The organism is Rhizobium etli CFN 42 (assembly GCF_000092045.1).
Taxonomy (GTDB): domain Bacteria; phylum Pseudomonadota; class Alphaproteobacteria; order Rhizobiales; family Rhizobiaceae; genus Rhizobium; species Rhizobium etli.
The window spans coordinates 400,283-425,932 of record NC_007765.1; the positions used below are offsets into that span (position 1 = coordinate 400,283).

General features: G+C 60.6%; 28 protein-coding genes and 1 pseudogene. 20 read left to right on the forward strand and 9 right to left on the reverse strand.

Translation table 11 applies throughout. The features are described 5' to 3' along the window. Positions 1–184 precede the first annotated feature (184 nt). The 3 genes from RHE_RS25910 (at position 185) to RHE_RS25920 (ending at position 4,005) form a co-directional block, all read left to right on the forward strand. Positions 185–385, forward strand: coding sequence for a hypothetical protein (locus RHE_RS25910; RefSeq protein ID WP_041679080.1), 201 nt, complete (start codon positions 185–187; stop codon positions 383–385). A gap of 411 nt (positions 386–796) precedes the next feature. Then, the gene (locus RHE_RS25915; RefSeq protein WP_011428216.1) at positions 797–2,029 is read left to right on the forward strand and encodes an HlyD family secretion protein; all 1,233 of its coding nucleotides are present in this window, start codon (positions 797–799) and stop codon (positions 2,027–2,029) included. Beyond that, a complete protein-coding gene (locus RHE_RS25920; protein WP_020923199.1) occupies positions 2,011–4,005 on the forward strand; it encodes a glycosyltransferase in 1,995 nt (664 codons plus the stop codon). Before RHE_RS25915 ends, RHE_RS25920 begins: the two co-directional genes overlap by 19 nt. A 372-nt stretch (positions 4,006–4,377) precedes the next feature. On the opposite strand, the gene RHE_RS25925 is transcribed toward RHE_RS25920, so the two are convergent. After that, on the reverse strand, positions 4,378–4,602 hold the full coding sequence (locus tag RHE_RS25925) for a hypothetical protein (protein WP_020923200.1): 225 nt from the start codon (positions 4,600–4,602) through the stop codon (positions 4,378–4,380). A 313-nt stretch (positions 4,603–4,915) separates the two neighbouring features. On the opposite strand from RHE_RS25925, the gene RHE_RS25930 reads away from it, so the two are divergent. Together RHE_RS25930 and RHE_RS25935 are read left to right on the forward strand one after the other, a co-directional pair. Continuing rightward, positions 4,916–5,401 carry a DMT family transporter gene (locus RHE_RS25930; protein WP_011428218.1) on the forward strand — a complete coding sequence of 162 codons (486 nt, stop codon included), beginning with the start codon at positions 4,916–4,918 and terminating at the stop codon, positions 5,399–5,401. Then, positions 5,398–5,838, forward strand: coding sequence for a DMT family transporter (locus RHE_RS25935; RefSeq protein ID WP_011428219.1), 441 nt, complete (start codon positions 5,398–5,400; stop codon positions 5,836–5,838). Before RHE_RS25930 ends, RHE_RS25935 begins: the two co-directional genes overlap by 4 nt. Before the next feature lie 65 nt (positions 5,839–5,903). On the opposite strand, the gene yghX is transcribed toward RHE_RS25935, so the two are convergent. Further along, positions 5,904–6,791, reverse strand: coding sequence for a YghX family hydrolase (gene yghX / locus RHE_RS25940; RefSeq protein ID WP_011428220.1), 888 nt, complete (start codon positions 6,789–6,791; stop codon positions 5,904–5,906). Positions 6,792–7,119: 328 nt separating this feature from the next. Here yghX and RHE_RS25945 point away from each other — a divergent pair, with 328 nt between their 5' ends. From RHE_RS25945 to RHE_RS25965, 5 genes are all read left to right on the forward strand, one after another. Then, entirely contained in the window at positions 7,120–8,277 is a 1,158-nt protein-coding gene (locus RHE_RS25945; RefSeq protein WP_011428221.1) for a Gfo/Idh/MocA family protein, read from the forward strand. Between the two features lie 13 nt (positions 8,278–8,290). Further along, a complete protein-coding gene (locus tag RHE_RS25950; RefSeq protein ID WP_011428222.1) occupies positions 8,291–9,175 on the forward strand; it encodes a carbohydrate ABC transporter permease in 885 nt (294 codons plus the stop codon). Then, on the forward strand, positions 9,172–10,029 hold the full coding sequence (locus RHE_RS25955) for a carbohydrate ABC transporter permease (RefSeq protein ID WP_004672438.1): 858 nt from the start codon (positions 9,172–9,174) through the stop codon (positions 10,027–10,029). The genes RHE_RS25950 and RHE_RS25955 overlap by 4 nt, the downstream gene beginning before the upstream one ends. Before the next feature lie 73 nt (positions 10,030–10,102). Then, positions 10,103–11,308, forward strand: a complete 1,206-nt coding sequence (locus RHE_RS25960; RefSeq protein ID WP_011428223.1) for an ABC transporter substrate-binding protein — start codon at positions 10,103–10,105, stop codon at positions 11,306–11,308. A gap of 92 nt (positions 11,309–11,400) precedes the next feature. Then, entirely contained in the window at positions 11,401–12,534 is a 1,134-nt protein-coding gene (locus RHE_RS25965) for an ABC transporter ATP-binding protein (RefSeq protein WP_011428224.1), read from the forward strand. A 177-nt stretch (positions 12,535–12,711) separates the two neighbouring features. On the opposite strand, the gene RHE_RS25970 is transcribed toward RHE_RS25965, so the two are convergent. After that, positions 12,712–13,296: a helix-turn-helix domain-containing protein gene (locus RHE_RS25970; RefSeq protein WP_011428225.1), complete on the reverse strand. Its 585-nt coding sequence runs from the start codon at positions 13,294–13,296 to the stop codon at positions 12,712–12,714. A gap of 161 nt (positions 13,297–13,457) precedes the next feature. Between RHE_RS25970 and RHE_RS25975 the strand changes: the two genes are divergently transcribed. The 5 genes and pseudogenes from RHE_RS25975 to RHE_RS25995 form a co-directional block, all read left to right on the forward strand. After that, the gene (locus RHE_RS25975) at positions 13,458–13,943 is read left to right on the forward strand and encodes a fasciclin domain-containing protein (protein ID WP_011428226.1); all 486 of its coding nucleotides are present in this window, start codon (positions 13,458–13,460) and stop codon (positions 13,941–13,943) included. Between the two features lie 26 nt (positions 13,944–13,969). After that, the gene (locus RHE_RS25980) at positions 13,970–14,194 is read left to right on the forward strand and encodes a DUF378 domain-containing protein (RefSeq protein WP_011428227.1); all 225 of its coding nucleotides are present in this window, start codon (positions 13,970–13,972) and stop codon (positions 14,192–14,194) included. Positions 14,195–14,254: 60 nt separating this feature from the next. Continuing rightward, entirely contained in the window at positions 14,255–14,743 is a 489-nt protein-coding gene (locus RHE_RS25985) for a TspO/MBR family protein (RefSeq protein ID WP_041679081.1), read from the forward strand. Further along, entirely contained in the window at positions 14,740–15,249 is a 510-nt protein-coding gene (locus RHE_RS25990) for a hypothetical protein (RefSeq protein ID WP_011428229.1), read from the forward strand. The genes RHE_RS25985 and RHE_RS25990 overlap by 4 nt, the downstream gene beginning before the upstream one ends. 13 nt (positions 15,250–15,262) lie before the next feature. After that, positions 15,263–15,552, forward strand: a pseudogene (locus tag RHE_RS25995) (ABC transporter ATP-binding protein); the annotation flags it as partial. Between the two features lie 51 nt (positions 15,553–15,603). Here the strand turns inward: RHE_RS25995 and RHE_RS26000 are convergent. Next, complete coding sequence (locus RHE_RS26000) at positions 15,604–16,503, reverse strand: AraC family transcriptional regulator (protein WP_011428230.1); 900 nt, start codon at positions 16,501–16,503, stop codon at positions 15,604–15,606. 172 nt (positions 16,504–16,675) lie between these two features. On the opposite strand from RHE_RS26000, the gene RHE_RS26005 reads away from it, so the two are divergent. Then, positions 16,676–17,434 (forward strand): SDR family NAD(P)-dependent oxidoreductase, encoded by a 759-nt coding sequence (locus RHE_RS26005; protein ID WP_011428231.1) that lies wholly within the window; start codon positions 16,676–16,678, stop codon positions 17,432–17,434. A gap of 177 nt (positions 17,435–17,611) precedes the next feature. Here the strand turns inward: RHE_RS26005 and RHE_RS26010 are convergent, their stop codons facing one another. The 5 genes from RHE_RS26010 to RHE_RS26030 all read right to left on the reverse strand — a co-directional run bounded on the left by RHE_RS26010 (position 17,612) and on the right by RHE_RS26030 (position 22,133). Further along, positions 17,612–18,070 (reverse strand): cupin domain-containing protein, encoded by a 459-nt coding sequence (locus tag RHE_RS26010; RefSeq protein WP_011428232.1) that lies wholly within the window; start codon positions 18,068–18,070, stop codon positions 17,612–17,614. Position 18,071: 1 nt separating this feature from the next. Next, on the reverse strand, positions 18,072–18,698 hold the full coding sequence (locus tag RHE_RS26015) for a TetR/AcrR family transcriptional regulator (RefSeq protein ID WP_011428233.1): 627 nt from the start codon (positions 18,696–18,698) through the stop codon (positions 18,072–18,074). A gap of 345 nt (positions 18,699–19,043) precedes the next feature. After that, positions 19,044–20,144 carry a D-TA family PLP-dependent enzyme gene (locus tag RHE_RS26020; protein ID WP_011428234.1) on the reverse strand — a complete coding sequence of 367 codons (1,101 nt, stop codon included), beginning with the start codon at positions 20,142–20,144 and terminating at the stop codon, positions 19,044–19,046. Next, entirely contained in the window at positions 20,145–21,620 is a 1,476-nt protein-coding gene (locus RHE_RS26025; protein ID WP_011428235.1) for a M81 family metallopeptidase, read from the reverse strand. Between the two features lie 30 nt (positions 21,621–21,650). Continuing rightward, entirely contained in the window at positions 21,651–22,133 is a 483-nt protein-coding gene (locus RHE_RS26030) for a hypothetical protein (RefSeq protein ID WP_011428236.1), read from the reverse strand. Positions 22,134–22,244: 111 nt separating this feature from the next. Between RHE_RS26030 and RHE_RS26035 the strand changes: the two genes are divergently transcribed. From RHE_RS26035 to RHE_RS26050, 4 genes are all read left to right on the forward strand, one after another. Next, the gene (locus RHE_RS26035) at positions 22,245–22,634 is read left to right on the forward strand and encodes a RidA family protein (protein ID WP_011428237.1); all 390 of its coding nucleotides are present in this window, start codon (positions 22,245–22,247) and stop codon (positions 22,632–22,634) included. 22 nt (positions 22,635–22,656) lie between these two features. Next, entirely contained in the window at positions 22,657–23,520 is an 864-nt protein-coding gene (locus RHE_RS26040; RefSeq protein ID WP_042119901.1) for a MurR/RpiR family transcriptional regulator, read from the forward strand. Between the two features lie 25 nt (positions 23,521–23,545). Beyond that, on the forward strand, positions 23,546–24,322 hold the full coding sequence (locus tag RHE_RS26045) for an SDR family oxidoreductase (RefSeq protein WP_011428239.1): 777 nt from the start codon (positions 23,546–23,548) through the stop codon (positions 24,320–24,322). A 100-nt stretch (positions 24,323–24,422) separates the two neighbouring features. Beyond that, positions 24,423–25,646 carry an MFS transporter gene (locus tag RHE_RS26050; RefSeq protein ID WP_042119902.1) on the forward strand — a complete coding sequence of 408 codons (1,224 nt, stop codon included), beginning with the start codon at positions 24,423–24,425 and terminating at the stop codon, positions 25,644–25,646. Positions 25,647–25,650 lie beyond the last annotated feature (4 nt).

Below are 25,650 nucleotides of genomic sequence, written 5' to 3' on the forward strand. Positions count from 1 at the left end.
CACTTTCGTGCGAGACGCTCCTGAGGCCGGACATTGGCAAATAGGGGCGCCAAGGGTTGCGCGCAGGCGGTGGCCGTCTGTGTCGATGCGTAAAAGGCCGAGGCTTGCACGCAACCCTTACCATATCCACCCATTGGCGAATTTTTGCGAAGCTGCCCATACCAGTGGCAGTACGGAGGCTAAGATGACCACTGCATGTGATGAGAAACAGATCGAACTGAAGCCGATTTCGAACTGCAGACGAGAGGTCGAAGTCGCGATGGTGGAAATGCTCGTCGGTTTGCAGAAGCGCGGATGGTCGGCTGCGGAACTGGCATTGGAGCTTGCAGATGCCTCCGAAGATCTCGTCATGCTGATCGCCACCAAAAAGCTTCGACCGCATTGATGCATGTCGCCCGGAAGTGTGCGGCGGTTCCGGCATGCATAAAAACAGAACTAATGCGCGTCGCATAAATCAAGTTTCATGCGATGCGCGTTAGAAAAGATCGCGTGAAATTATGCTGTTTCTGGCTCAATAAGACGGCAGCAGTGGCGCGGCGCGGTGATTTCCATCACCCCATTCCGTCGGTCGCCGCGCCGCCGATGGCTTGTCCATGTTCCCTGCGCCGCATCGATGCGGTGCCAGGCCTCCCGTCGGCGGGGCATTTCCTACAGAGCCGAACCGTTTCTGTCGCAGCTTTACGACCATCACTTGTCTACTAATTTTCGATGCGCTAAATTGCAAGAATGAGTTGCATCCGTTTGTGCCGGCTCGATAGGGACGGATGGCTGCAAAGCGATACCTTCGGATGTCAACATGCTCTGGAACCATCGCATCACGCGCATCGTTGTCGGCCTGCTGCTGCTGACACTCGTCGCAGTCGTCTCATTGCCGACGATTACCGGCTTTACGAGCCTTGATGGCACGGTCAATGCACGGTTTGCCGTCGTTAATGCCCCGATCGACGGCATGATCGCGGAAGAACCGCTCAAGGCCGGCAGCCCGGTCAAAGCGGGACAAGCCCTCGCAGAAATCAGAAATACGCGTGTCAATCGCGCAATCCTCGCTTCGCTCGAGGCAGATCGCAACACGGCGCTTGACCGCGTCGCCGCCCTCAAAAAGGAACGAGAGGAACTCTCCGCCCTGCGAGAGGAATTGTCTGCCAGATTGGAAGTCTACAAGCAGACCACCATTGCCAATCTCGAACGCGAAGTTGAAATCCTCAGGAAAAAAGTCGAAGTGTCGCAAGCTCAGGATCTGGTCGCGCAAGTCGACCTGAGCAGGCGGGTGCAGCTCGAGTCTAAAGGCATTCTGACGCAGAAGCTGGTCGAGGCCGCGCGTGCCGCCGGAGCTGCGACTGGCGGCGAGGTCGAAATCAGCAACCTGACTGTCGATCAATTGGAGCAGAGGCTCAATGCGGTCCGCCAAGGTATCTTTGTTTTCGGCGACGGACAGAATGACGTGCCCTATTCGCGGCAGCGCGAGGACGAGGTCGTCGTTCGCATCAACGACTTGAACTCGCGCATAGCGGAAAATGAGACACGCGCGACCGAAGTTCAAAAGCAGCTGGTCAAGGAGGCCGAGCGCGTCAGCAGCCTTGAATCCGCAACCGCATTAGCTCCGTTCGACGGCGTTGTCTGGACCAGGAGTATCGTCAGCGGTTCGAATGTCGTGCTGAACGACGAGCTGATGCGCCTCCTCGACTGTCGAGAGCTGTTCGTGGATATCCTCGTTCCCGAGGTCAATTACGACGAGATCTACCCGGGACTTGTTGCGCAGGTGCGGCTGTTCGGCCGCAGCGATGTCTTCAAAGGCACGGTCATTTCCGTCAGGGGCAATTCGGCTTCGGTCGAGACCGATTCCTTTGCCGCCAGCTTGCCGCCGTCGACGCAACGCAATGCCCGCATTCGGGTTCGCCTCGATCCATCCTTCATGAATAACGACTTTGCGAACTCCTGCCAGGTGGGACGCACAGTGCAGGTCCGGTTTTCCAAACACGGCATCAACCTATCCAACTGGGTCAAAAGCCTGTGGTTCAGTATCTTGTAGCGCTGGTTCCGACCCTAGTCGTTTTGGCTTTCTTTTTCCTGGGGCCGTTCAATTGGTCGCGCCATCACAGCTGGACACGGGCGGTGACCTGCGCCTTCGTCGCAGCACTCGCACTGCGCTACATGTTCTGGCGCTTGACGGAGACAGTGCTCCCCTATCCCAGCGACGGTCCGAGTTTCTACTGGGTCTGGATCCTCTTTGCCGTCGAAGTTTTGGCCTGCTTCGAAGTCATCCTTTTTCTGATATTGATGAGCCGGTATGTCGACCGGAGCGCAGAGGCGGACAGGCTCGGTCGGGTTTTCTTCGCGCGCGACAAGCGTGAACTGCCGACCGTCGATGTTTTCATTCCCACCTATAACGAGCCGCTCGACGTGCTCGAGCGAACCATCATCGGCGCCCGTTCGCTGGATTATCCTGCCGACAAATTGAAGGTGTATGTGCTTGACGATCAACGCCGCGACTGGCTGAGGGCCTATTGCGAAGAAAAGAACGTCATCCACGTCACGCGCGGCGACAACAGCCATGCCAAAGCGGGCAATATGAACAATGGGCTGAAGGTCAGCTCGGGCGATTTTATTGCAATCTTCGACGCCGATTTTGTTCCTTATCGGCATTTTCTTCGCCGGACGCTGCCCTTCTTTTCCGATGACAGCATCGGCATCGTCCAGACGCCTCAACATTTCTTCAATGTCGATCCGGTGCAATCGAACCTCGGCCTGGAGAATATCTGGCCCGACGAGCAGCGCCTGTTCTTCGACGAGATCGCGCCCAGCCGCGACGCCTGGGACGTCAGTTTCTGCTGCGGCTCATGCTCGATCGCCCGACGCAAGGCCGTCGACGCAATCGGCGGGTTTCCGACGGAGTCGATCACGGAGGACCTGCTGACCACTCTGTCGATGCTCAACAAAGGCTACAAGACGCGCTACCTGAACGAGCGGCTGTCGATGGGACTGGCCGCCGAAAACCTGACCGGTTATTTTGTGCAGCGCGAGCGATGGTGCCAGGGCGGTATTCAAACCCTCTACCTGTATAATGGCCCGCTGCGCGGCCCCGGCTTGACGCTCTTCCAGCGGATCATGTTCCTGCCGGCATCATGGCTGGTGCAGTATCTGGTCCGCTTCATGATCTTGCTCGTCCCGATCGTCTATCTCTGGTTCGGCCTGCTCCCGCTCTATTTCACCGACATAGCCGATTATGTCTCGCATCAGGTGCCGCTGCTGGCGGCGTATTTCCTGCTTATGCTGTGGATCACGCCGACGCGTTATCTGCCTGTTGTTTCCAGCGCCGTCGGAACCTTTGCGACATTCCGCATGCTGCCGACAGTGGTCTCCAGCCTGGTGAGACCGTTTGGCAAGCCGTTCAGGGTGACGCCCAAGGGCAGTGGCAACGAGGCGAACCAGTTCGACCGCTACAGCTTCGCCTGGATCGCAGGCATGATCACGATCACCGTCTTCGGTCTGCTGGTCAACGTCGTGCCGGAAACGTCGCATGTGCAAGGCCAGTTTTCGCCGGTCGCGGCCTGGTGGTCAGGCATCAATATCGTCGTCCTGCTCATCGCTTCGCTCATCTGCTTCGAGAAACCCCGGCGCCTGTTTCATGCGTTCAAGCTCGATGAGCCCGCTGTCGTCGACGATGTCCCCGGCCAGATCGTCAGCCTGGCATTGGACAAGGCGGTCGTGGCCGTCCACAACATGGCCAGATTTCAATCCAAATCGGTGATGCTGAAAATCGCCGGCTTCGACCCGATCAAAGCGGAGCTCGGACAGGTCACCCAACGACGAAGCAGCATCAGTCGCGGCGGCGACAGGCAGGCCTATTACCTGCACCTTTATTTCGAGCTCAGCGGCGCTGCTCGCGACAGCATGATTGTCAAACTCTACACCGGCCAATATTCGCGGGACATTCGCGACATCGACAAGGTTGCCGTCTCTCTCAATCTGTTGCTGCGGTCCTTCGGGCGAACGCGCACGTTGTAGCCCGGCTCATGAGAGCCTTCGTGGCGTCTTCGCGCATGCATCAGCCGCCGGCAATGTGTCTGTTTTACCGGCCCCGTTCGGCCGCAGACATTCGTCGAGCCGCCATTCTCGAAAGTTCCCTCATCGCCCGCCACGTCCGCACAGGGAACATTCTGCGGGGCTATCATGACATTTCGGGCGTGCCCGGCCTTGAAGGGATAAGAAAGGGCGCCCGCGATACTTGCCTGGGATAATTGATTATTGAAGGATCGCTCCGAAGGCCGGTGCCGCGGTCACAGCGCAAAGCTCTTATGCATCCCACCTGGTGTGGGAGCTCAGAAGCAGAGACAGGTAGATCTGCCGCCATGACCGGAGTCGCCACTCCTAACGGACTTACTGGCCAGACTGTTCGTCCAGAGTGGAAAGCGCGTCCTGCAGCCTGAGCGCAGCCAGTGCCTTCGTTGCCTCATCGGGGGACCATCCGGCTTCCAGCGCTGCGGAGAGAACCAGGGATTCCGTTTGAAGTTCGAGCTTCTCATACAGCGGCTCGAGGGCCTCGCGTGCGGTGACAACGTGCTGGTCGGGCGGAGTGATGGGTGTCGCAGCAACCGTAGGCATAATGCTCCTCCTTTTGAACGCTAAGGTTCGAAACCCAATTGCAGGCATGCTTGTTCCGTTCACATCACATTTTTAGCCTTATCAGGGCTGACGGGAACTGTTGCGAAACTCCGGACGGTCGCAACTTCGTCCGCCTTCGGCGTCTCTGGGATCGCAGCGAAAATCTTCGCCCGATGTGAACGAACGGACAGGCTACCGCACAATTGTCGAAAGCGGAAGCGACTTGCGGTAATCACCATATTTTGCGGCTTGCATCGCGGATTTTGATAGGAGGGTGAAGAACGCCGCAACCGATTCGCTGACGGGATCTCCAATGACCATCGACGCCGGACGAAATCCGCATCCGATCTATTTTGCCGGCGCTTTTGCCACGGGCGGGCTCCTGACTTTCATGGTGCATCTGAACGGCGAGCTGGCACGCTATGGAAGCCCGCTGTTTTCGTCTTGGACGGCGCACGGCACCGGCATGGTCGCAGCCATCATTCTTCTCCTGCTGGTCCACCGGCGGCGCAAGCCAAAGCCGGAACAAGGCTTGCGGGCGCCTCTCTGGGCCTATTTCGGCGGGCTTTCCGGCGCGGCAACTGTCATGCTGACCTCGACGACGGTCAACTCGCCGCTCGGGCTCTCCGGCACATTGGCTCTGGGGCTGGCAGGCCAAGTCGTCTTCAGCGTCGCGGCCGATAGCTGGGGGCTGTTCGGCATGCAAAAGCGGCATCCCGATACCCGCGATATGGTTGCGCTCGGCCTGGTCGTTGCGGGGGCGGCGCTGATCATCCTGTTCGGGCGAGGTGCGGCGTGACGCTCTTTGTTCTGCTTGCTTGCCTCGGCGGCGTGCTCGTCGGCCTCAGCCGACAGCTCAATGGGCGGCTGAGCGTCTCGACGACGCCGCTGATCGCATCCTTCTGGAATCACGCCATAGGCTTTGCCGCCCTCACCTGCCTCGGTCTCTTCGTCGGCGGCCTGCTTCCTGCGGGTGCTGCCGAGGCGCCCTGGTATGCCTATCTCGGCGGTCCGCTCGGTGTTGTCTTCGTGGCGGCCGGCAGTTGGGCGATTGCGCGGATCGGCGCGGTCAACTCGGCTCTGCTGATCATCGGCGGGCAGATGGTCACGGGGGTGGCGTTTGATTATATCAGCGCCGTGCCGGCCTCCTTCTGGGCGAACGCCTGCGGAATTCTCCTCATCGTCGGCGGAATGATGGTGAGCCGTGGACGGCGCAAGGTCGACCGTCCGCAATAACCGGGGAAGACGTCTGTCGGGCAGCCCGGCGGGGCGCCTCCCCGCCGCCTCAGGTCAGTGCATTCTCAAGCGAGATATTTGGTGAACCAGTCGACCGTTCGCTGCCAGGCGAGCTTGGCGGCAGCCTCGTCGTAGCGCGGCGTGGTATCATTGTGAAAGCCGTGGTTGACGTCGGAATAGATATAGGCCTCGTAGGTCTTGCCGGCTGATTTCAGCGCCGCTTCATAGGCCGGCCAGCCTTCGTTGACGCCCTTGTCCAGCCCGGCATAGTGGAGAAGCAATGGCGCCTTGATCTTCGGCACGTCTTCGGCACGCGGCTGCCGGCCATAGAACGGCACGGCGGCGGCAAGTTCGGGATAGGCGACCGCCGCCGCGTTGGCGACGCCGCCGCCGTAGCAGAAGCCGACGATGCCGACCTTGCCGGTGGTGAGGTCGCTCTTCATCAGATATTCGACCGCCGCGAAGAAGTCGTTCATCAACTTTTCCGGATCGACCTTCTGCTGCAGCTCGCGCCCCTTTTCGTCATTGCCAGGGTAGCCGCCGACCGAAGTGAGGCCATCGGGCGCCAGCGCGATGAAGCCGGCCTTGGCCACGCGCCGCGCCACATCCTCGATATAAGGGTTGAGCCCCCTGTTCTCATGCACGACCACGACGGCGGCGACTTTGCCGGCGGCGTTTTGGGGGCGGACGAGATAGCCGCGGACATCGCCATTTCCTTTCGGCGAGGGATAGGTGATGTATTCGGCGGATATATCAGGATCGGTTGCCTCGACCTGGGTCGCCAGCGCATAATTCGGGCTCAGCGACGCCAGAATAGCGGCCGCGGTGACGCCGCCGACGGCGAATTTGGCCGCGCGATCGAGAAACTCGCGCTTGGTGATCCTTCCATGCGCGTAATAATCGTAGAGTTCGAGCAGTTCCTGTGGGAAATCCTTGGCGGTCATGCGGGTCATGATGGCTCCTCCTGGCCTCGGGTTCTCGCTGCATCCTACACAGGTAAGCGCGCCGCTCTTTTCAATCTTTCGCGAGTTGCGCGTGAGCTTGCCGGCGCAAAAGCGGTCTGCAGCCACGCGTTTGCCTGCGAGATTCCAGCTTCGAACGGGCGCGCTTTCGATCGGGCAAGTGCGCATGCCGCCGGTTGCAGCACCTATCCGGCAGCCGACGATCGGATTATGAAAATTAATTTCATGCTCGCGTCTTGCGGCCCGTTTTCTATTGACGCCTTCCGATTTTTGTCCCAACTTAAAGAAAATAAATTACTTAATCGGGAACTGGATCGGCATGAAAGTGGGCATCATCGGGCTCGGATTCCGGCTCGGCTACCTCGGCTACGTCTTCAAAGCGATCGATAGCAGCTTCGATATCGTCGGCTACGTGGATCCCGATCCGGCCGGCCTTCCCGGTTTGACGGAAAAGGGCATTTCGGCCGGCAAGGCCTACGGCTCGCCGGAAGAGCTGCTCGCCTCCGAAAAGCTCGATCTCTTGATGATCGGCTCTCCCAATCACATGCATCTCGGCCATATCAGGCTCGGGCTGCAGGCCGGCCTCAAGGTCTTCTGCGAGAAGCCGATCGTCACGACGATCGCCGAAAGCATCGAGCTTGCGCATCTGATGGCGAAGTTCGGCCATGAGCGGCTGATGGTCGGCCTGGTGCTGCGCTACTCCCCGCTTTACAAGGATCTGCGCGCCATCCAGGCCGAGGGCAAGCTCGGCCAGATCGTCTCGATCGAGGCATCCGAACATATCGAGCCCTATCACGGCGCCTTCTTCATGCGCGACTGGCGCCGCTACGAGCGTTATTCCGGCAGCTTCATGCTGGAGAAATGCTGCCACGACCTCGACCTTTATAATGGCGTCGTCGGCGCGCGGCCGGAACGGGTCGCCAGTTTCGGCGGCCGCAAGAGCTTCATCCCGGCCAACGACCCGGCCCGCGAGGGCATCAACGACCTCGAGCTTTTCCACCGCAAGCCGAGCGGCTGGATGGGATCGGACAAGGTGTTCGACAGCGACGCCGACATCATCGATTACCAGGTGGCGATCGTCGAATATGAAAACGGCGTCGGCATGAACTTCCACACCAATCTCAACGTGCCCGACCAGTTCCGCCGCTTCGCCATCATGGGCTCGCGCGGCATGGCCGAAGGCGATTTCGTCCGCGGTTATCTCGACGTGCACGAGCAGCTGACCGGCAACAAGATCGTCGAAAACAAATATGCCGCCACCGAGCTCTCGCAGCATTACGGCGCCGATGAACAGATGGCGAGCGACCTCTTGGAAAGCGTGCGCACCGGGCTCGAACTGCCGGTGTCCACCCTGAATGCGCTCGAGGCCGGCATCCTGGCGCTGGCGATGGACGAAGCGAGGATGAAGAAAACCGTCGTCGACCTGCGTCCGATCTGGGACCGCTTCGACGAGGCCCTTCACGCAAGAGCGGCTTGAGGACGGCGGCAAGATGAGTGTCCAAAGAAGCGCCTTCATCTTCGCCTGGATCCTTCTTCTTCCGGCTGTTCTTTATGTCCTCGCCATCGTCGCCTATCCCCTGGTCGATACCTTCATTCTCTCCTTCACCGACGCGTCGCTGAAGAAGACGACCAATTGGGTCGGCTGGATCAATTACGAGAAGATCTTCAACGCCACCTTCGCCGAGGTGATCCTGCGCACCTTCGTCTGGACCTTCTTCTCGGTGGCCCTGAAAATGGTGATCGGCACATTCGGCGCCTGCATGCTGAACGCCGCCGTGCCCGGCCGCTCGCTGTTCCGGCTCCTGACCATGCCGCCCTGGATCGTGCCGATGGCGATCGGCATCTTCATGTGGGGCTGGATGTATAATGGCCAGTTCGGGATGATCTCCGGCCTTTTGCAGCGCTTCGGCCTCGTCGATGGCCCGGTCGCCTTCCTCGCCTATGGCAGCACCGCCTTCTGGGCGACGATCGTCACCGATGTCTGGATCGGCGTACCGCTGGTGACGATCTACTTTCTGGCTGCGATCCAGTCGATCCCGAAGGATCTCTACGAGGCCGCCTGGACCGACGGCGCCGGCCGCTGGTACCGCTTCCGCCGCATCACCCTGCCGCTGATGGTGCCGGCCATCATCACCATGTCGATGCTGTCCTTGATCGCCACCTTCAACTCGTTCGACATTATCTGGATCCTGACGCAGGGCGGCCCGAGCGGCGAGACGACGACGATGATAATCGATACCTATCAGACGGCGATCGGTTCGAAAAAATACGGCGAAGGTGCGGCCCGCGCTGTGCTAATCTGCATCTTCCTGTCGCTCTTCTGCTTCGCCTATTTCCGCGTCACCCGCCGCCTCAACCCGGAGAAGCGCGCATGAGCAGTGCTGCCATGATCGACCGTTACCGCTGGTGGGAGATCATCCTGATCTATTGCGGCATCGCGGTGTTCCTGTTCTTCGTGTTGGCGCCCTTCGTCGAGGGCTTCCTGGTGTCGCTGAAGCCGCTCGCCCAGCTTTTCTCCTCGCCCTATCGTTTCTGGCCGGAGAACGGCTCGTTCGAAGCCTACCGGACGATGTGGATCAGCGTGCCGGGCTTCGGACGCTATATCTTCAACTCCTTCTTCATCTCGATCATCGTCACGCTGATCGTGCTCTGCCTCGTCATTCCGGCGGCCTACGCCTTCGCCAAGTTCGAATTCAAGGGCATGGGCATCCTGCTCGGCGCCTTCCTGACGGTGAACATGTTCTCCGGCGCCGTGCTGTTGATCCCGCTCTTCCGGCTGATGCGCAGCATGGGCGTGCTCAACACCTATCTCGCCATGATCGTGCCGGGAGTCGCCTTCCTCATCCCGTCGGCGATCTGGCTGCTGCGCACCTATATGATCCGCATTCCCCAGGAGCTCAACGAAGCCGCTTTCATGGATGGCGCCAGCCACTTCTACACGCTTCGCCGCGTCATCCTGCCCATCGCGATGCCGGGAATCATCGTCGTCGCCATCACCACCTTCATCGGCGCTTACGCCCAGCAATTCATCTTCGCGCTGACCTTTAACTCGAAGAGTGAATACATGCCCTTGCCGGTGGGGCTCTTTGCTTACTTCGGCAAGCAGGAGGTCATCTGGAACGAACTGATGGCGGCTTCATTCGTCGGCATCGCGCCGGCGATGGTCGTCATCTTCTTCCTTCAGCGTTACCTCGTCGGCGGCCTGACCGCCGGTGCGGTGAAACAATAAGACTAAAAAACGAGTGAACAGCTAACAACCAAACGGGAGTCACGACGTGAGCATAACAATCAAGACAGGCCTTATGGCGCTCGCCTTGCTCGGTTCGACGGCATTGACCGCAGTCACTGCCCATGCCGCCGACAAGGAAATCAGCTGGATCTATTGCGGCGACACGATCGACCCGGTCCACACCAAATACATCAAGCAGTGGGAAGAAAAGAACGCCGGCTGGAAGGTCACGCCTGAAGTCGTCGGCTGGGCGCAGTGCCAGGACAAGGCAACGACGCTTGCCGCCGCCGGCACGCCGGTGGCCATGGCCTATGTCGGCTCGCGCACCCTGAAGGAGTTCGCCCAGAACGATCTCATCGTCAAGGTGCCGATGACGGATGAGGAAAAGAAGGCTTACTATCCCCACATCGTCGACACGGTGACCTTCGAGGGCACGCAGTGGGGCGTTCCGATCGCCTTCTCCACCAAGGCGCTCTACTGGAACAAGGATCTGTTCAAGCAGGCCGGACTGGATCCCGAGAAGCCGCCGAAGACCTGGGCTGAAGAAATCGAGATGGCCAAAACAATCAAGGAAAAGACCGGCATTCCGGGCTTCGGTCTCTCGGCCAAGACCTTCGACAACACCATGCACCAGTTCATGCATTGGGTTTACACCAACAATGGCAGCGTGATCGATGCCGACGGCAAGATCACCCTCGACAGCCCGCAGATTCTCGCCGCGCTGAAGGCCTATAAGGATATCGTTCCCTACTCCGAAGAAGGCCCGACGGCCTATGAGCAGAACGAAGTCCGCGCCATCTTCCTCGACGGCAAGGTCGCCATGATCCAGGCCGGATCGGGCGCGGCCTCCCGTCTGAAGGAGACGAAGATCAGCTGGGGCATCACGACGCTGCCGCTCGGCCCCGATGCCAAGGGCCCCGGCACGCTGCTGATCACCGACAGCCTGGCGATCTTCAAGGGTTCGGGCGTCGAGGACAAGGCGACCGAATTCGCCAAGTTCATCACCTCGCCGGATGTTCAGGCGGAATACGAGCTGCAGGGCGGCGCCGGCCTCACGCCGCTGCGGCCCTCGAAGAAGGTCGACGAGTTCGTCGCCAAGGACCCCTATTGGAAGCCGCTCATCGAAGGCATCAGCTACGGCGGCCCCGAACCGCTCTTCACCGACTATAAGGGCTTCCAGAACTCGATGATCGAGATGATCCAGTCGGTCGTCACAGGCAAGGCCGAACCGGAAGCCGCACTGAAGAAGGCTGCCGGTGAAATCGAAGCCTTCAAGTAAGCCCTGCTGAGGCTCATTGGGGGTCGCGGCGCAAGCTGCGGCCCCTCCCCTCTATCGAATGTGCGACGAAGACCGCCGGCGGAGACAGATTTTTGGGACAGCTCCTTCTCAACAACGTTCAGAAATTCTACGGCGACTACGAAGTTCTGAAGGGCGTGCAGCTCGAGGTTAAGAACGGCGAATTCGTCGTCTTCGTCGGGCCGTCAGGCTGCGGCAAGTCCACGCTCTTGCGGATGATCGCCGGCCTCGATGCGACGACGGCGGGCGACATCGTCATCAACGGCGTCAGGGTCAACGACCTGCCGCCGGTCAAGCGCGGCATCGCCATGGTGTTCCAGTCCTACGCGCTCTATCCGCACATGACGGTATTCGAGAACATCGCCTTCCCGCTGCGCGTCGAAAAGATGGAAGAGGCAAAGCTCAAGGCCAAGGTGGAAAACGCCGCGCGCATCCTGCATCTCGACCAGCGGCTGCAGCAGAAGCCCGGCATGCTCTCCGGCGGCCAGCGCCAGCGTGTCGCGATCGGCCGCGCCATAGTGCGTGAACCAAAGATCTTCCTGTTCGACGAGCCGCTCTCCAACCTCGACGCGGCGCTGCGCGCCGACATGCGCATCGAGCTTGCCAAGCTGCACCGGCAGCTGAAGGCGACGATGATTTATGTGACCCACGACCAGGTCGAGGCCATGACCATGGCCGACCGCATCGTCGTGCTCGACGCCGGCAACATCTCGCAGACCGGCGCGCCGCTGGAGCTTTACCACAAGCCCGCCAACAAATTCGTCGCCGGCTTCATCGGCAACCCGAAAATGAATTTTCTCCCCGTCACCTGCAAGGCCGTCAGCGCCGCCGGCGTCGAAGTCGATTATCTCGGCCAGTGCGCGCTCCTGCCGGTGACGCCGCGCGACGGCATGGCAGGCAAGACCCTGACACTCGGCATCCGCCCGGAGCATATCCAGCTCAACGGCGGCGACATCGTCTTTACGGTCACCCCGACGGTCATCGAACGCCTCGGCGCCAATACGGTCGCCTACGCCTCGCTCAACGGCGAGGCCGAAAATTTCTGCGCCATGCTCCCCGGCAGCGTCGGCATCCGTGCCGACGCACCTGTTGCCACCGGCATCAATGCCGCCGACTGCCATCTCTTCGACGAGACGGGCACTGCGTTTGAGCGCCGTGTGGAGCTGACGGAAATCGATATGAACGTGATCAATCCGACGGCGGCGTGAGCTGGCTCTATTCGAGACATCCCGTCGATCATCGCTGCTGTCTGGCGCGGACATCCGCGAGTATGGCTGCAATGCTCTCTCATCTCGGCCGTTGATTAGCCCCGGTCTCGATTCAGACATCCTCCACCCAACGCGGCCTATTCATGGGATTTCCGGGAGTACGCAGCCAACGGCCGCCTAAGGAGAAATCACAACAAGAGCGCTGGAAATTCCCTCGCCTTCCCGGCGGTAACTGTGCGGAACGCTTGAGTCAAAATAGATGGCGTCGCCGGCATCCAGCGCCGTCTCCTTGCCGTCCACATTGACGACAACCCGACCGCTGAGCACGTAGATGAACTCAGCACTGCCATGTTGATGCGGCTCCGAGGGTGGCGAATCGATCGGGAACTCGGCGTAGAACGCCTCCATGCGGCGGTCAGCAGCGGGATAGTCCAGGCTTTCGAAGAAAAAGGCAGGGCGCTTTTCGCCCGGCGGGCTTGGAAGTTTGAGACGCTGCTCCTTTCGAACGATCGCGATGAGCGGCTCCTCCTTGTCGGCTTTGAAGAAGTGATCGAGGCCGACCCCAAAAACCATGGCGATGCGAAGCAGCGTCGGCAACGTAGGAAACATCTGCCCACGCTCGATCTTCGAAAGCATCGCGGGCGAGAGCCCTGTATGCCCCGCCAGTTGCACCAGCCCCAGCTTCTTTCTCAGGCGCAGTGCCTTGATACGAGGGCCGATCGCGTAGCGCTGAAGCTCGTTGGAGAGCGTGTCGGAAAGCACGTCGTAAACTCCTTTTCGTTTCGGGAAACTAACACGGCGAAAATTTTCACCACAAGATAATTATATTTGTCCTCACGAAAATTTGAGTGGCAATAAAACCGATGTTCTCCAAATGAAAATGGTGAGGTGCAATGGGCACCCGTCATCGAGAGGACAATGACATGAAAATGAAGAGCCTTTTGTTCGCTGCAGCGATGGTGTTCGGCAGCAGCTTCAGCGCAGTCGCCGCGGAGAAGGATGTTGTCAATACTGCCGTGGAGGCAGGTAAATTCAAGACGTTGGCGACCGCGCTCGAAGCGGCAGGCCTGGTCACCACTCTCAAAGGAGCAGGTCCGTTCACGGTCTTTGCTCCGACCGATGAAGCCTTCGCCAAGTTGCCGGCCGGTACCGTCGAAAGCCTGTTGAAGCCGGAGAACAAGCAAAAGCTCACCGAGATACTCACTTACCATGTGGTCGCGGGGAAGGTCATGGCTAAGGACGTGGCCGGTATCGATGAAGCGAAGTCGGTCAATGGCAAAATGATCGACATCGACGTCGATGGCTCCACAATCAAGGTCAATGACGCCGCCGTCACCTCTGCCGACATTGCTGCCTCGAACGGCGTCATCCATGTCATCGACAAGGTGGTCATGCCGCCGGAAGGCTGACCGCGTCCTCGATCCGGAGAACAACCATGAAAATCATCAACATTGTCACGCTCACCCTCCTAGTCGTAGGCGGGGTGAACTGGGGTCTGGTCGGGCTATTTGGCTTTGACCTTGTGGCCGCCATCTTCGGGGCTGGCTGGGCTCTCGCCCGGATTGTTTACATCCTGGTGGGGCTATCGGCGGCCTGGCAGGTCATACCCCTGTCTTCTGCAATGGGCTCCGGCGAGTTTGCCGCTCGCCAGAACCGATAGGATGTTCGGAGGGACCCGCTTACAGCGTGGGCGGTTCCCTCCATTTTTTGGCGGATGGATATGAATCCCCTCCTTGTGCTGGTCGCCTTCCAGGTCGCGAGCTTTGCCGCGGCGGCTACCGGCGTGATGTTTCGGCCAGGCGACTGGTACAAGCAGCTCGACAAGCCGGATTGGCGTCCGCCGGATTGGCTGTTCGCCCCGGTCTGGACGGTTCTTTATGCATCGATCGGATTGTCGGGCTGGCTCCTATGGCGAGAGGCAGGCAATACTGGCGCAGCACTCCCGCTCGGCGTCTATGCAGTCCAACTTCTGCTCAATGCTGCGTGGTCGCCGCTCTTTTTTGGACTTCACCGGCCCGGGTTGGCCGCGGTGGAGATCATGCTGCTTTGGGCCGCGATCCTGGCGACAATCCTCCTGTTTTACCCGGCGAATGCGGCGGCTGCCTTGTTGCTTGTTCCTTACCTTATGTGGGTGAGTTTTGCAGCGGCGCTGAACCTCTCGATCTGGCGGCGTAACCGCTCGAAACCACTATTGGAGGGCGCCCGATGAAGGTGCGGTGGCTCGTCGTGAATGATCGGATGCAGCAAGGCTACCGATACGCTCTCGCTGCGCCAATCGGCAGCAAGTTTCATCCCGATTTCCGGCCGGAGCTGACACCCGCCGAGATGCTTGCGCTTGGCGTGTTCGGCGGCAAGTACATGACGGATTGTCGCGACGAATTCCCGGAAAGTTGGTTTGCAGAGGCCCGTCTGTCGTCGCTGCGAAAAGATCCGTCGCTGAATTGCTTCGGTGTCGACGCCAGCCAACCGCTCAGCGTCTGGCGGGCCAAGGGATGGATACACCCCGACGATCCGCGTGGCTGGTTCCAGTGGTACTGCCGCTATTACCAAGGTCGCCGCATGCCCGGCGAGGACGAGCGGCAGATCGCCCGTTGGAAAGCCATTCGCCGTCATGTCGCTCAGCTTCGCCGAGCCTGCGAGCCTGGAGATTGCTGGTGCCGGCCGCGTCAGCGCCAGGCTTTGATGCATTGGGCATATGACAGTCGCTCGATTTAATGATCATCCGCTGCTGCGCTGGAACATGCGCATCGAGCTTGCCAAGCTGCACCGGCAGATGAAGGCGACGATGATCTATGTCACGCATGAGCAGGTCGAAGCCATGACGTTGGCCGACCGCATCGTCGTGCTCGACGCCGGCAACATCTCGCAGACTGGCGGCCGCTGGAGCTTTATCACAAGCCCTCCAATCTGTTCGTCGCCGGCTTTAGCAGCAATCGGAAGATGAATTTTCTGCCCGTCACCTGCAAGAGCGTCAGCGCCGCCGGCGTCGAAGTCGATTATCTCGGCCAGACCGCCGTTCGGGGAAATTGACATGGGGTGCGACGCTGGCGAGCCCCTATTTTAAGGGTATCAGCTGGCCGACGCGGCGTCGATCTGTTTCCGCATCTGGCGGATATCGCGGGCGGGCGGAGCGCCGAATTGTCGGAGGTATTCGCGGCTGAATTGGGATGCGCTCTCGTATCCGACCGCGAAGGCGACGCCTGATGCATTATAATCGCCTCCGAGCAGCAGCCGGCGGGCCTCCTGCAGGCGAAGTTGCTTCTGGTATTGCAGCGGGCTGAAGCCGGTGATCGCCGAAAAGTGCCGGTGCAGGCTCGCCCGGCTCATGCCGCTCGCCTCGCACATGGCATCGATCCGCAATTGCTGGTCGTGATTGTCCCTGATCCATGCGATGGCGCGGCGGATGCGGGCCAGCGGCCCCTCCGGCTGGGCGATCTGGCGGAGTAGACGCCCCTGCGGGCCTTGCAGGAGACGATAAAGCAATTCCCGTTCAACCATGGGCGCGAGAACCGGGATGTCGGCGGGCTTGTCCAGCAGCGAAATCAACCGGAGCAGCGCATCACGAAGCTCGACCGTCATCGGATTGATGGACAGCCCGATCTGCTCGCCATCGCTCTCCCGCTTGGGCGGCATGGCAGCCGCCAGTTCTGCCAGCAAGGCGGGATCGAGTGTCAATGAGACGGCGACATAGGGGCGATGCCGGCCGGCGTCCAACACCTGGCCCATCAGCGGCAGATCGAGGGCGCTCACCAGATATTGCGAACTGTCGTAGCTCAGAAGGCTGTCGTTGAAGGCGACGCGTTTGGAACCTTGAAGAATGAAGCAGACCATCGACCGATAAAGGCAAGGCGTCTCACCGGTCGGGCGATCGCCGACCAGCAGCTCGACGCGCGGGATCGGCGTGAGCAGCGTATCAGGCTTGGCGTGGCGCAAGGCGATTGCAAGATGCTGTTCGAAGACTTCGGTCATTCAGGGACTATGTCAGTAGCTCTGGCACTGGGCAAGCCAGTTGAGACAATTGGGCAAGATGTTGATCCGATCAGGCGCGTTTAGGTGAAGGCTTGTCGCTACCTTGCAGAGGCAGGCGGCGCTCATCGCACGCGATTTGCCGCTCGCCATTATCCTCTCTGAAAGGCAGAACATGACTGACAGAATCGCTCTCATCACCGGCGCTAGCCGCGGTCTCGGCCGCGCCATGGCGCTTCACCTCGCCGACCGTGGCGTCGGCATCATCGGCACCTACCGCACCGGCGCGGCCGAAGCCGCCGCGTTGAGGCACGAAATCGAAGCGAAGGGCGGCAAGGCCGCCATGATCCCGCTCGACGTGACTGACACGTCGGGCTTTCCGCTCTTTACCGAAGCTGTGGCTGCGGCGCTGGACGGTACCTTTGGCCGCGGGCAGTTCGAATACCTCGTCAACAATGCCGGCATCGGCGTCTTCGCCAATTTCGCGGAGACGACGGAAGAACAGTTCGACGCCCTGGTGGCGACCCACCTGCGTGGTCCGATCTTCCTCACGCAAAAGCTCTTGCAGCTGATCGAGGACGGTGGCCGTATCCTCAATGTCTCCTCCGGTTTCGTCCGATTCACCCTGCCCGGCTATAGCGTCTACGCGGCAATGAAGGCGGCGACCGAGGTACTGACGCGCTTCATGGCTCTCGAACTGGGTGAGCGCAGGATCCGGGTGAATGCCATCGCTCCCGGCGCGATCGCGACTGATTTTGGAGGCGGCGCAGTGCGCGATAACGAGGCCGTTAACGCCTTCGTCGCGCAGGGCATCGCGCTCGGCCGCGTCGGCCTGCCGGACGATATCGGCAGCGCTGTCGCCGCAATCCTCTCCGACGACATGGGCTGGGCGAACGGCACCTGCTTCGATATTTCAGGTGGCCAAATGTTGTAACTGCCGCGATGGCTGCGCAACTAGCGCTTCTGCTGCACTTCGGACCGAGGGTGGCGGCAGCGCCGTAAAGCGGAACCTCTGCAGGGCTGCGGCAGAGGTCATGGAAGTCGAAGATCCATATCATATCGTGGCGAAGGCGGTCCGAGGGCGCAACCGGGTTTCCGGTTGCTGCACGCATCAGATGTTCAGGATTTCAATGCCATGCCGCTGGCAGGCAGCCATAACAGCCTTGATTTCTTCGGTCGAAGGCGGGCCGGCGGGCGGAAGCTCGCTGTGGCCGAGGTCCCGGAAAAAGCGACTCATGGAATTTTCGACGATCGCCAGCATCTGTGCAGGCAGATTGCTGGTATTTGCGTAATTGTGCGGCTGATAGGAGCGTAGTGTGAGAACGTCGCCTGCATGTGCCACAATCTGAGTAGGCAGCGCCGCATCAAAGAGTGTGAAGGTGATTTCGCCGCTCAAAACACGGAATATCTCGATCGACTGATGTTTGTGCGGCGGCGTTCCGGAACCGGGAGGCACTGTCACCTCTACGACGCTCAAACCCATTTCGGGAACTTCGCCCATAAACTGCACCTTGTCGCGGACAACCCACAAGGCTTCCGCGCTTTCTTGTGTCTTGTATGCCATGCCCATGTCACTCTCCATTGAACAGGTTTGATCCGGCGTCGGGCTTTGTGGCTTTCAAAATGACCTGCATAGCCCATGATGCCACCTCTCCGGCCTCCTGACCGGTTAAGCCGGCGTAGTCTTTGAGGATTTCCCATGCTCCTGCGCTGTACAGGAGGTGGAAAAGAGCTTCGGCCCTCTTCCCGTTTTCTGAAGCCGGCTCCATATCGGCGGCCCGAAAGCACTCTTTGAATGCCTTCCGGCGTGCCGTAATCGTACGCATGCGCATGGCGTACCCCGCCGGAGTGTGAATGCTTGCGCGTATAACACCCTGGTTTTTGTCGAACTGCTGAAACGTTTCGATCGGCGCGTGAACGAGTTCGTCGAGCGTTGATGGCAAAGTCCGCGCGTTCATGCCTTCATTGATGAAAATCCAGAATGCGTCGAACAAGGCCTCCTTCGTTGCAAAATGCCGGAAAACCGTTCGCCTCTCGACGCCGGCAGATTTGGCAACGTCATCCATCGAGATGTCGCCGAAGGGATTGATGTTCAGAAGATCCAAGGTTGCGCGCAGAATCCTCTCGCGCGTCTCGAGCGCCTGCTGCTCTCTCAGAGGGGATGAATATTTTCGTGTGCTGCCGGCCGATCCTGACATTATGTCTCTCGTAGTGTATTTATGTCGTTATCAGTGACATGATTTTGGTTAGAGATCAATGCCATTCTCACGGGCTCATGACGCCGCGCTTGTCAGGTGGTTTTCCCGCGACGGAAAACTTTGAATGTGGAGAACACGAGGTGGCTCTCCAAGTCTGAGCCAACGCCACAAAACCAATGGGAAGCTATTGTCCCATGGAAAGGTATTAGCCGCGGGGCAACGAGGGCATCCGCTGCGCGGCGCATCTCGCGAAAGCAGCGACCGCATTCCTTCTGCGAGCCAACAATTCTCCAAAAGCTGCCGCCGCGGTGATTAGGGCTATTTTACCCCCAACCAGAACCGTCCCTACCAGACAAGCCCACGAGCCGCGACATCCTCGACGCGGGTCACGATGCCGCCCCGATGAAACACCATCGTGTCGAACAGGTTGGACACCACGCAGGTGTGGTTCGGAATGATGAAGAGTTTTTCGCCGATCTGCGGCCGCGGGCCGGTGCAGGTTGAGCAATCGATCACGCCGTGTTCTTCCGAGAGGCTGGTGATCCGCGCCTGGGGATAGCCGACGATCACGCCGTAATCGCTGAAGCCTTGGAGATCCGAGGTCAGCGCCTTCGAGCCGGCGTCGATGACGGCGCGGTCGGCGGTTGGGCGGGAGACGACGGTGGCCAGCACATGCATGGCGCAATCGTCCTCGCTGCAATGGCCCATGCGCACCATCTGGCGGTCGTTGTAGATATAGGTGCCGGCGCGGTGTTCGGTGGCGGATTTGACGAGATGCGCCTCGAACAGGCTCGGCGTTCCGCCATTGCTGACGATCGGGCAGGTTATGCCGTCGGATTGCAGGCGTTGCAGCGTCTCGGCGATGAAGGCTTCGACGGCGGCTGCTGCTTGCGGTTTGGGATAGGTGACGATGCCGCCGAAGGTGAGCCCGTCGGCAGCAGTGATGCGCCTGGCGAGCGAGGCCGCCTCATCAGGCGTCTGCACGCCGCAGCGGCCGCCGCCGGTGTCGCATTCGACCAGCACGGTCAGTGGCTTGTGGCCGGAGAAATGCGCGGCGAGCCCGTCGACCGTCTGTTCGCTGTCGGCGACGACCTTGAGATCGGAAATGCGCTCGTTCAGCCTGGCGAGGCGCTCGAGTTTCTGCTGTCCGAGGATGTTGAAGGTGATGAGGATGTCGTTGAAGCCGGCTTCGGCGAAGACTTCGGCTTCCGTGACCTTCTGGCAATTGATGCCCTTGGCGCCGGCGGCGACCTGGGCGACGGCGAGCGCCGGGATCTTGTGCGTCTTGATATGCGGGCGGAAGTTCAGCCCGTGCTCATCCATATAGGATTGAACGCGGGCGATGTTGGCGGCCAGCCGGTCTTCGTCGATCACGGGGCGCGGCGTCGAGAGATCGGCGATCCGGTCTCCTGCCCTGGCGACGACGGCAAAGCTGCGATCAGGCATTCAGGCGGCTCCGCGTTCTCTTCCATGTGGATCGGCCACGATCGGCCATATCGTCTTCGGCGCCCGCCGGTACGGCGTCGTCGCCGGATTATTGGGATAGGGCGTTCCGGCGGAGCAGTAAAGGATTTCCGCGGCGATCTTCGAAAAGGAGGCGAAGAAATGATTGGTGGATTTGATCACCAGGATCTTCTGCTTGGTCGGATCGATGCCCATCACCGAAAACAGGCTCGGATCGAAGCTCTGGGCGCGCGTCGAATTGAGGATGATGTCGAGGCCGTCGAGCACGATATGGGCGGCGTCGCCGAAGGGCGCCAGGCTCTCGCCGAACTGCATCTCGGCATTCCTCACCAGCCTGACGACCTTGACCGTGCCGTCGATCGGATTGCCGGTGCCGGGCGCCGATTTGGCGCCGAAGCGCAGCGGGATCTCAGCCCCCTCGCCCGCCGCAAAACAGATCTGGACCGCCATCGGATCCCAGATGGTGCCGACCGCGGCACTGGTGACGCCGCGGGCCATCAACTCGGCGAGGATGACGGTCGCATCGCCCGCCGTGCCGCCGCCCGGATTGTCCCAGACATCGGCGATCACCACGGGCCATGCGGTGGCGGCCATCGCGCGCGCGACAGCTTCCTTCTCGTCGATCTGCGGGACCATGAAAGTGCCGCGCTTGGAGAAGAGTTCCAGGCCGAGATCGCGCGCCAATGCGGCGCCCTTCTCCGGCTTGTCATCGGTGACGACCAGCAGCTTCGTTCCCATTTCGGGAACGTCGCCGACCATGAAGCCGTGGATCACCGAGATCGACAGTATCTCGTCGTCATCCTTCTCGATCCGCATGATCTTGTCGACGAAGGAGCGCATCGGGTCGCGCGAGGTCGGGAAAACGTCGATCATCCGGCAGTCGAACACCGACATCAGGGGCTTAACCCGGCCTTCCAGCGTATCGACGGCAATGCGCCAGAGATCCTCGGCGCGGTCGACGAAATCGGTATGCGGAAATTCCTTGAAATAGACGGCGAAATTAAGCGCCGCGACACGTTTTGCGGTCAGATGGCTGTGCGGATCGAGTTCGGCGCAGATGAGGACATCGGGGCCGACGATCTCGCGCATGCGGGAGAGAAGATCGCCTTCCGTGTCTTCATAGCCGGCTGCCACCATGGCGCCGTGCAGGCCCATGACGACGGCGTCAACCGGCATGGCCGCCTTGAGCTGGCCGAGGATTTCGTCGCGCAGCTCCTCATAGGTCGCCCGGTTGACGAGGCCCGCCGGATCGGCCCAGGTGGCGGTGCCCTCGATCAGCTCCCAGCCCTTTTCTCTGGCGACGCGCCGGCCGACGGTGATCGGCGCGGTGCAGAGCGTCGGTGTATCAGGATGCTGGCCGGGCGGGGCATAAAGCGAGGCTTCGAATGCGCGACGATCAACGCAGATCGGGGAGAAGGTGTTGGTCTCGGTCGCCAGTGCTGCCGTGAATATGCGCAAGAAAGTGGCCTTCGTGTTGTCGGCCCCGCGTCACCCCATCGGGTTCGGCAGGTAGCCGGTGAAACCTGAGATCTTCCAGCGTCCCTGGTGCCGCCTGCAATAATAGAGCGTCTGCCATTGCAGGACATCGCGGGTGCCGTCGGCCTTGGTGATGCCGCCGTCGAATTTCTTGCGGACAAGCGCCGTGTCGCCTTCGATCTCGATATCTTCGAGCGTCGTGGTGGTGAAGATCGCCGTGCGCGGATCTTCCGCGAAACTCTGCCCGGCAAAATCTCTGGCCTGCCTCAGCCACTCCTCGCGATAGGCAGCGAGCGAGGGAAAGGCGAGCCGCCATTGATCGGGATTCACTTCCTTTCGGCCGTCGATGCCGATGAAGCCCTCTTCGACGAAGTCACCTTCCACCATCGACCAGTCGGCGGCGAGAAAAGCATCGATATCGCGGGAAACGAGCATTTCCCAGATCGCCTGCCGGGCGCCGTCCGAGGGGAAAGGGTTCTGAAAAGGATCGCGCATGTCTCCCCCGGATTGAAATTCTTTTCATAAATCGCGTTTTTCACTGGTCAAATTCCGCTTTCTATGGTCATTTGTCAACGTATCAAGAAAATAATTTGCAAGGACTTCAGCATGCCCATCAAGCGCTATGGCACGGTTCAAACGGGCGCCGGCGGCAAGACGCTGCCATTCGCGCGTGCGGTCGAAGCCGATGGATGGCTCTATGTATCCGGCCAGGTTGCGATGGAAGACGGCGAAATCATCGACGGCAACATCATCGCCCAGACCCATAAGACGATCGCCAATGTGCTTAAGATTCTCGAGGAAGCCGGCTACGGCGTCGAGCATGTCGTGCGCGTCGGCGTCTGGCTCGACGATCCGCGCGACTTCTGGACCTTCAACAAGATCTACCAGGAGTATTTCGGCGAGCATCCGCCGGCACGCGCCTGTGTGCAATCGTCGATGATGGTCGATTGCAAGGTTGAGATCGACTGCGTGGCCTATAAGAAGAAGGACGCATAGCGAAAAATCGGTGGGAGTCGGTTTGGATATCTTTTCGACATTGCAGGAAGATAAGAGCCGGCTTTCTCCTTCGGAGAACCGCATCGCGGAGATCATCGTCAACGATTTCGAATTCGCGGTGAATGCCTCGATCATCGAGCTCGCCGAACGCGCCGAGGTTTCGCCGCCGACCGTCACCCGCTTCTGCCGCCGGCTCGGCTGCGAGAGCTTTTCCGATTTCAAGGTACAGCTCGCCCGCACCGCCCATATCGGCGTGCGTTATCTGAAGCCGGAATCGAAGAGCACCGAACCGGCCGATGTCGCCCAGGATATCATCACCAAGGCGCAGAACGCGCTGTTTCTGCTGCATCGCTCGCTCGATCTGGCGGCGATCGAAGCGGCCGTTGCCCATATCGCCAAGGCCGAGATGATCTATGCCTTCGGCTCCGGCGGCAATTCGTCGATGATCGCCGACGAGCTGCAGAACCGCCTCTTCCGTCTCGGGCTTCGCATCACCGCCAGTTCCGATCACAGCATGCAGCTGATGATGGCCGCCGCAGCTCGGCCGGGCGACGTGCTGATCGGCTCGTCCTTCTCCGGCCGCAACATGGAGCTGGTGCGCGCCTTCGAGCTTGCCCGCCAGAACAAGGTGAAGACCATCGCTTTGACCCAGACGGACAGCCCGGTTGCCAAGGCCGCCGAAATCGTCGTGCCGATCGACCTTCCCGAAGGCAACAATATCTACCGTCCGACCTCGACGCGCATCGCCTATATCGCGACGGTCGACATTCTCTCGAGCCTGGTCGCCTATGCCGTTCAGCCGAAGGCGACGACCACGCTCCGGCGCATCAAGCAGCAGCTCGTCATCCACCGCGACGGCGACGACCGGCAATTGCTTGGAGACTGAAATCCATGAGCGGGAGTCTGGGAAAATGACCCAATCGGCAGCCATCGTCACGGGTGCGGCGGGCGATATCGGCGCGGCGATCGCCGCACGCCTCGCCGAAGATCACGACGTCGTGCTGCTCGCCGATATCGATGCTGCGGCTGCGGCCGCCGTCGCTGCAAAACTCGGGCCGGCCGGCCGTTTCGTCGCCATCGGCTGCGATGTGACCAGCGAGATGAGCATATCGGAACTGGCAAAACGCGCCGCCGATGCCGGGCTGGTGCGAACCCTTGTCAACAATGCCGGCGCGGCGCGGGCGACCAGCCTGCACGACACGACGCCGGAGATCTGGCGGGCAGACAATGCGCTCAATCTCGAAGCCGCTTTCCTGTGTTTCCGCGCCTTCGAACCGATGCTGAAGGCGTCCAAAGGGTCTGTCGTCAATATCGCCTCGGTCAACGGCATGAACGTTTTCGGGCACCCGGCCTACAGCGCCGCCAAGGCCGGCCTTCTGCATTTCACCCGGCTGGTGGCGGTGGAATACGGCAAGTTCGGCATCCGCTCGAATGCGGTCGCCCCCGGCACGGTGAAGACGCAGGCCTGGGAGGCGCGCGCCGCCGCCAATCCTAATGTGTTCGAGGAGGCGCGCCGCTGGTATCCGCTGCAGCGCGTCGTCGATCCTCGCGATGTCGCCAATGCCGTGGGCTTCCTGGCCGGTCCGCTCGCCGCCGCCATATCAGGGGTCTGCCTGCCTGTCGATTGCGGGCTGACGGCAGGCCAGGCCGAGCTGGCGCGAACTTTCTCCCAATCAGAGCATTATTGATCAGCCGCTCCGATCTTCGAGCGCACAGACAGCATGACAGACCTTCAGGACTGCCCGCCGCGGCCGCGCCCGCGAATCTTCCCATTCGATTGATGATCCGATGAGCCGCCTCTTCCCTGATGTCTTCCGCAATCCGGCGATCCGCGCCAGCATGATTGCCATTTTCACCTTCGGCATGGCGGGGGCGATGACCGCGCCCTATCGTTCAATCGTCGGCATTCGCGAGCTGGGGCTGAGCGACGGGCTCTATTCCTTCCTCGCCTTTGCCTCGGCGGCGGTGAATGTGGTGATCAGCGTTTTGCTCGGCAATCTTGCCGACCGGCTCGGCGAATACCGTTCGGCGATGATCGGGGCCTGTCTGTTCGGCATCGTCGGCTACGGCATGGTCTATGCCTTTCCAAGCCCGGCGACCTTCATCGTCAGCGCGCTGCTGCCGCTGCCGATCTACGGGGCGCTGAACTCGCTGCTGTTTGCCAATGCGCGCGCGGCGATGCAGGGCATGAGCCGCAGCGACATGGTGACGGCCAATTCCGGCGTGCGCGCGATGATCTCGCTCTCCTGGGTGCTGATCCCCGGCATAACGGGTCTTGTCCTCTCCGGCGCGTCGAGCATGCTGCCGGCCTATCTCTTCGCCAGCCTCTCCTGTGTGGTCTGCCAGGGCATCATCCTCTTTGCTCTTCCGAAGCGCGCGGGAACGGTGATGGCGGAAGTTCGCCGCCTCACCTATTTCGAAGCGCTCCGCCAGGTGGTTTCGCCGCGGATTTCGGCGCATATCGCAGGCGTGGCGCTGATCACCAGCACGCTGCATCTGAACGACGCCCTGCTGCCGTTGATCGCCACGGGCGCGGCGCATGGCCGGCTCAGCGATGTCGGCATTCTCGTCGGCATCGTCGCAGCGCTGGAGATCATCTTCATCATCGTCTGGTCGCGGATCGCCCGGCAGACCGGCCAGATGACGGCGCTGGCCGCCGGCACCATCATCTACGCGCTGTTTCTCGGCCTGCTCGGCTTTGCCTCCGCGCCATGGCACCTCTATGCGCTGACCCTGCTTGCCGGCGTCGGTGCTGCGGCGATCATCAGCATCCCGATTACCTATCTGCAGGATCTCATTGCCGATCGGCCGGGGCTCGGCAGCGCGCTGATCTCCGTCAATGTCTTTGCGAGTGCGGGCATCGGCGCGCTGGTCTTTGCGGTCGGCACCTGGGCGACCGGCTATTCCGGAACCGCCATTCTGAGCGCCGTCACCGGTCTCTCGGGGATCACCCTCCTCGGCCTGCTGCAACGACGCAATGTCGTTGCGCCTGCCGACGCCGAGGTTCAATAGGCGG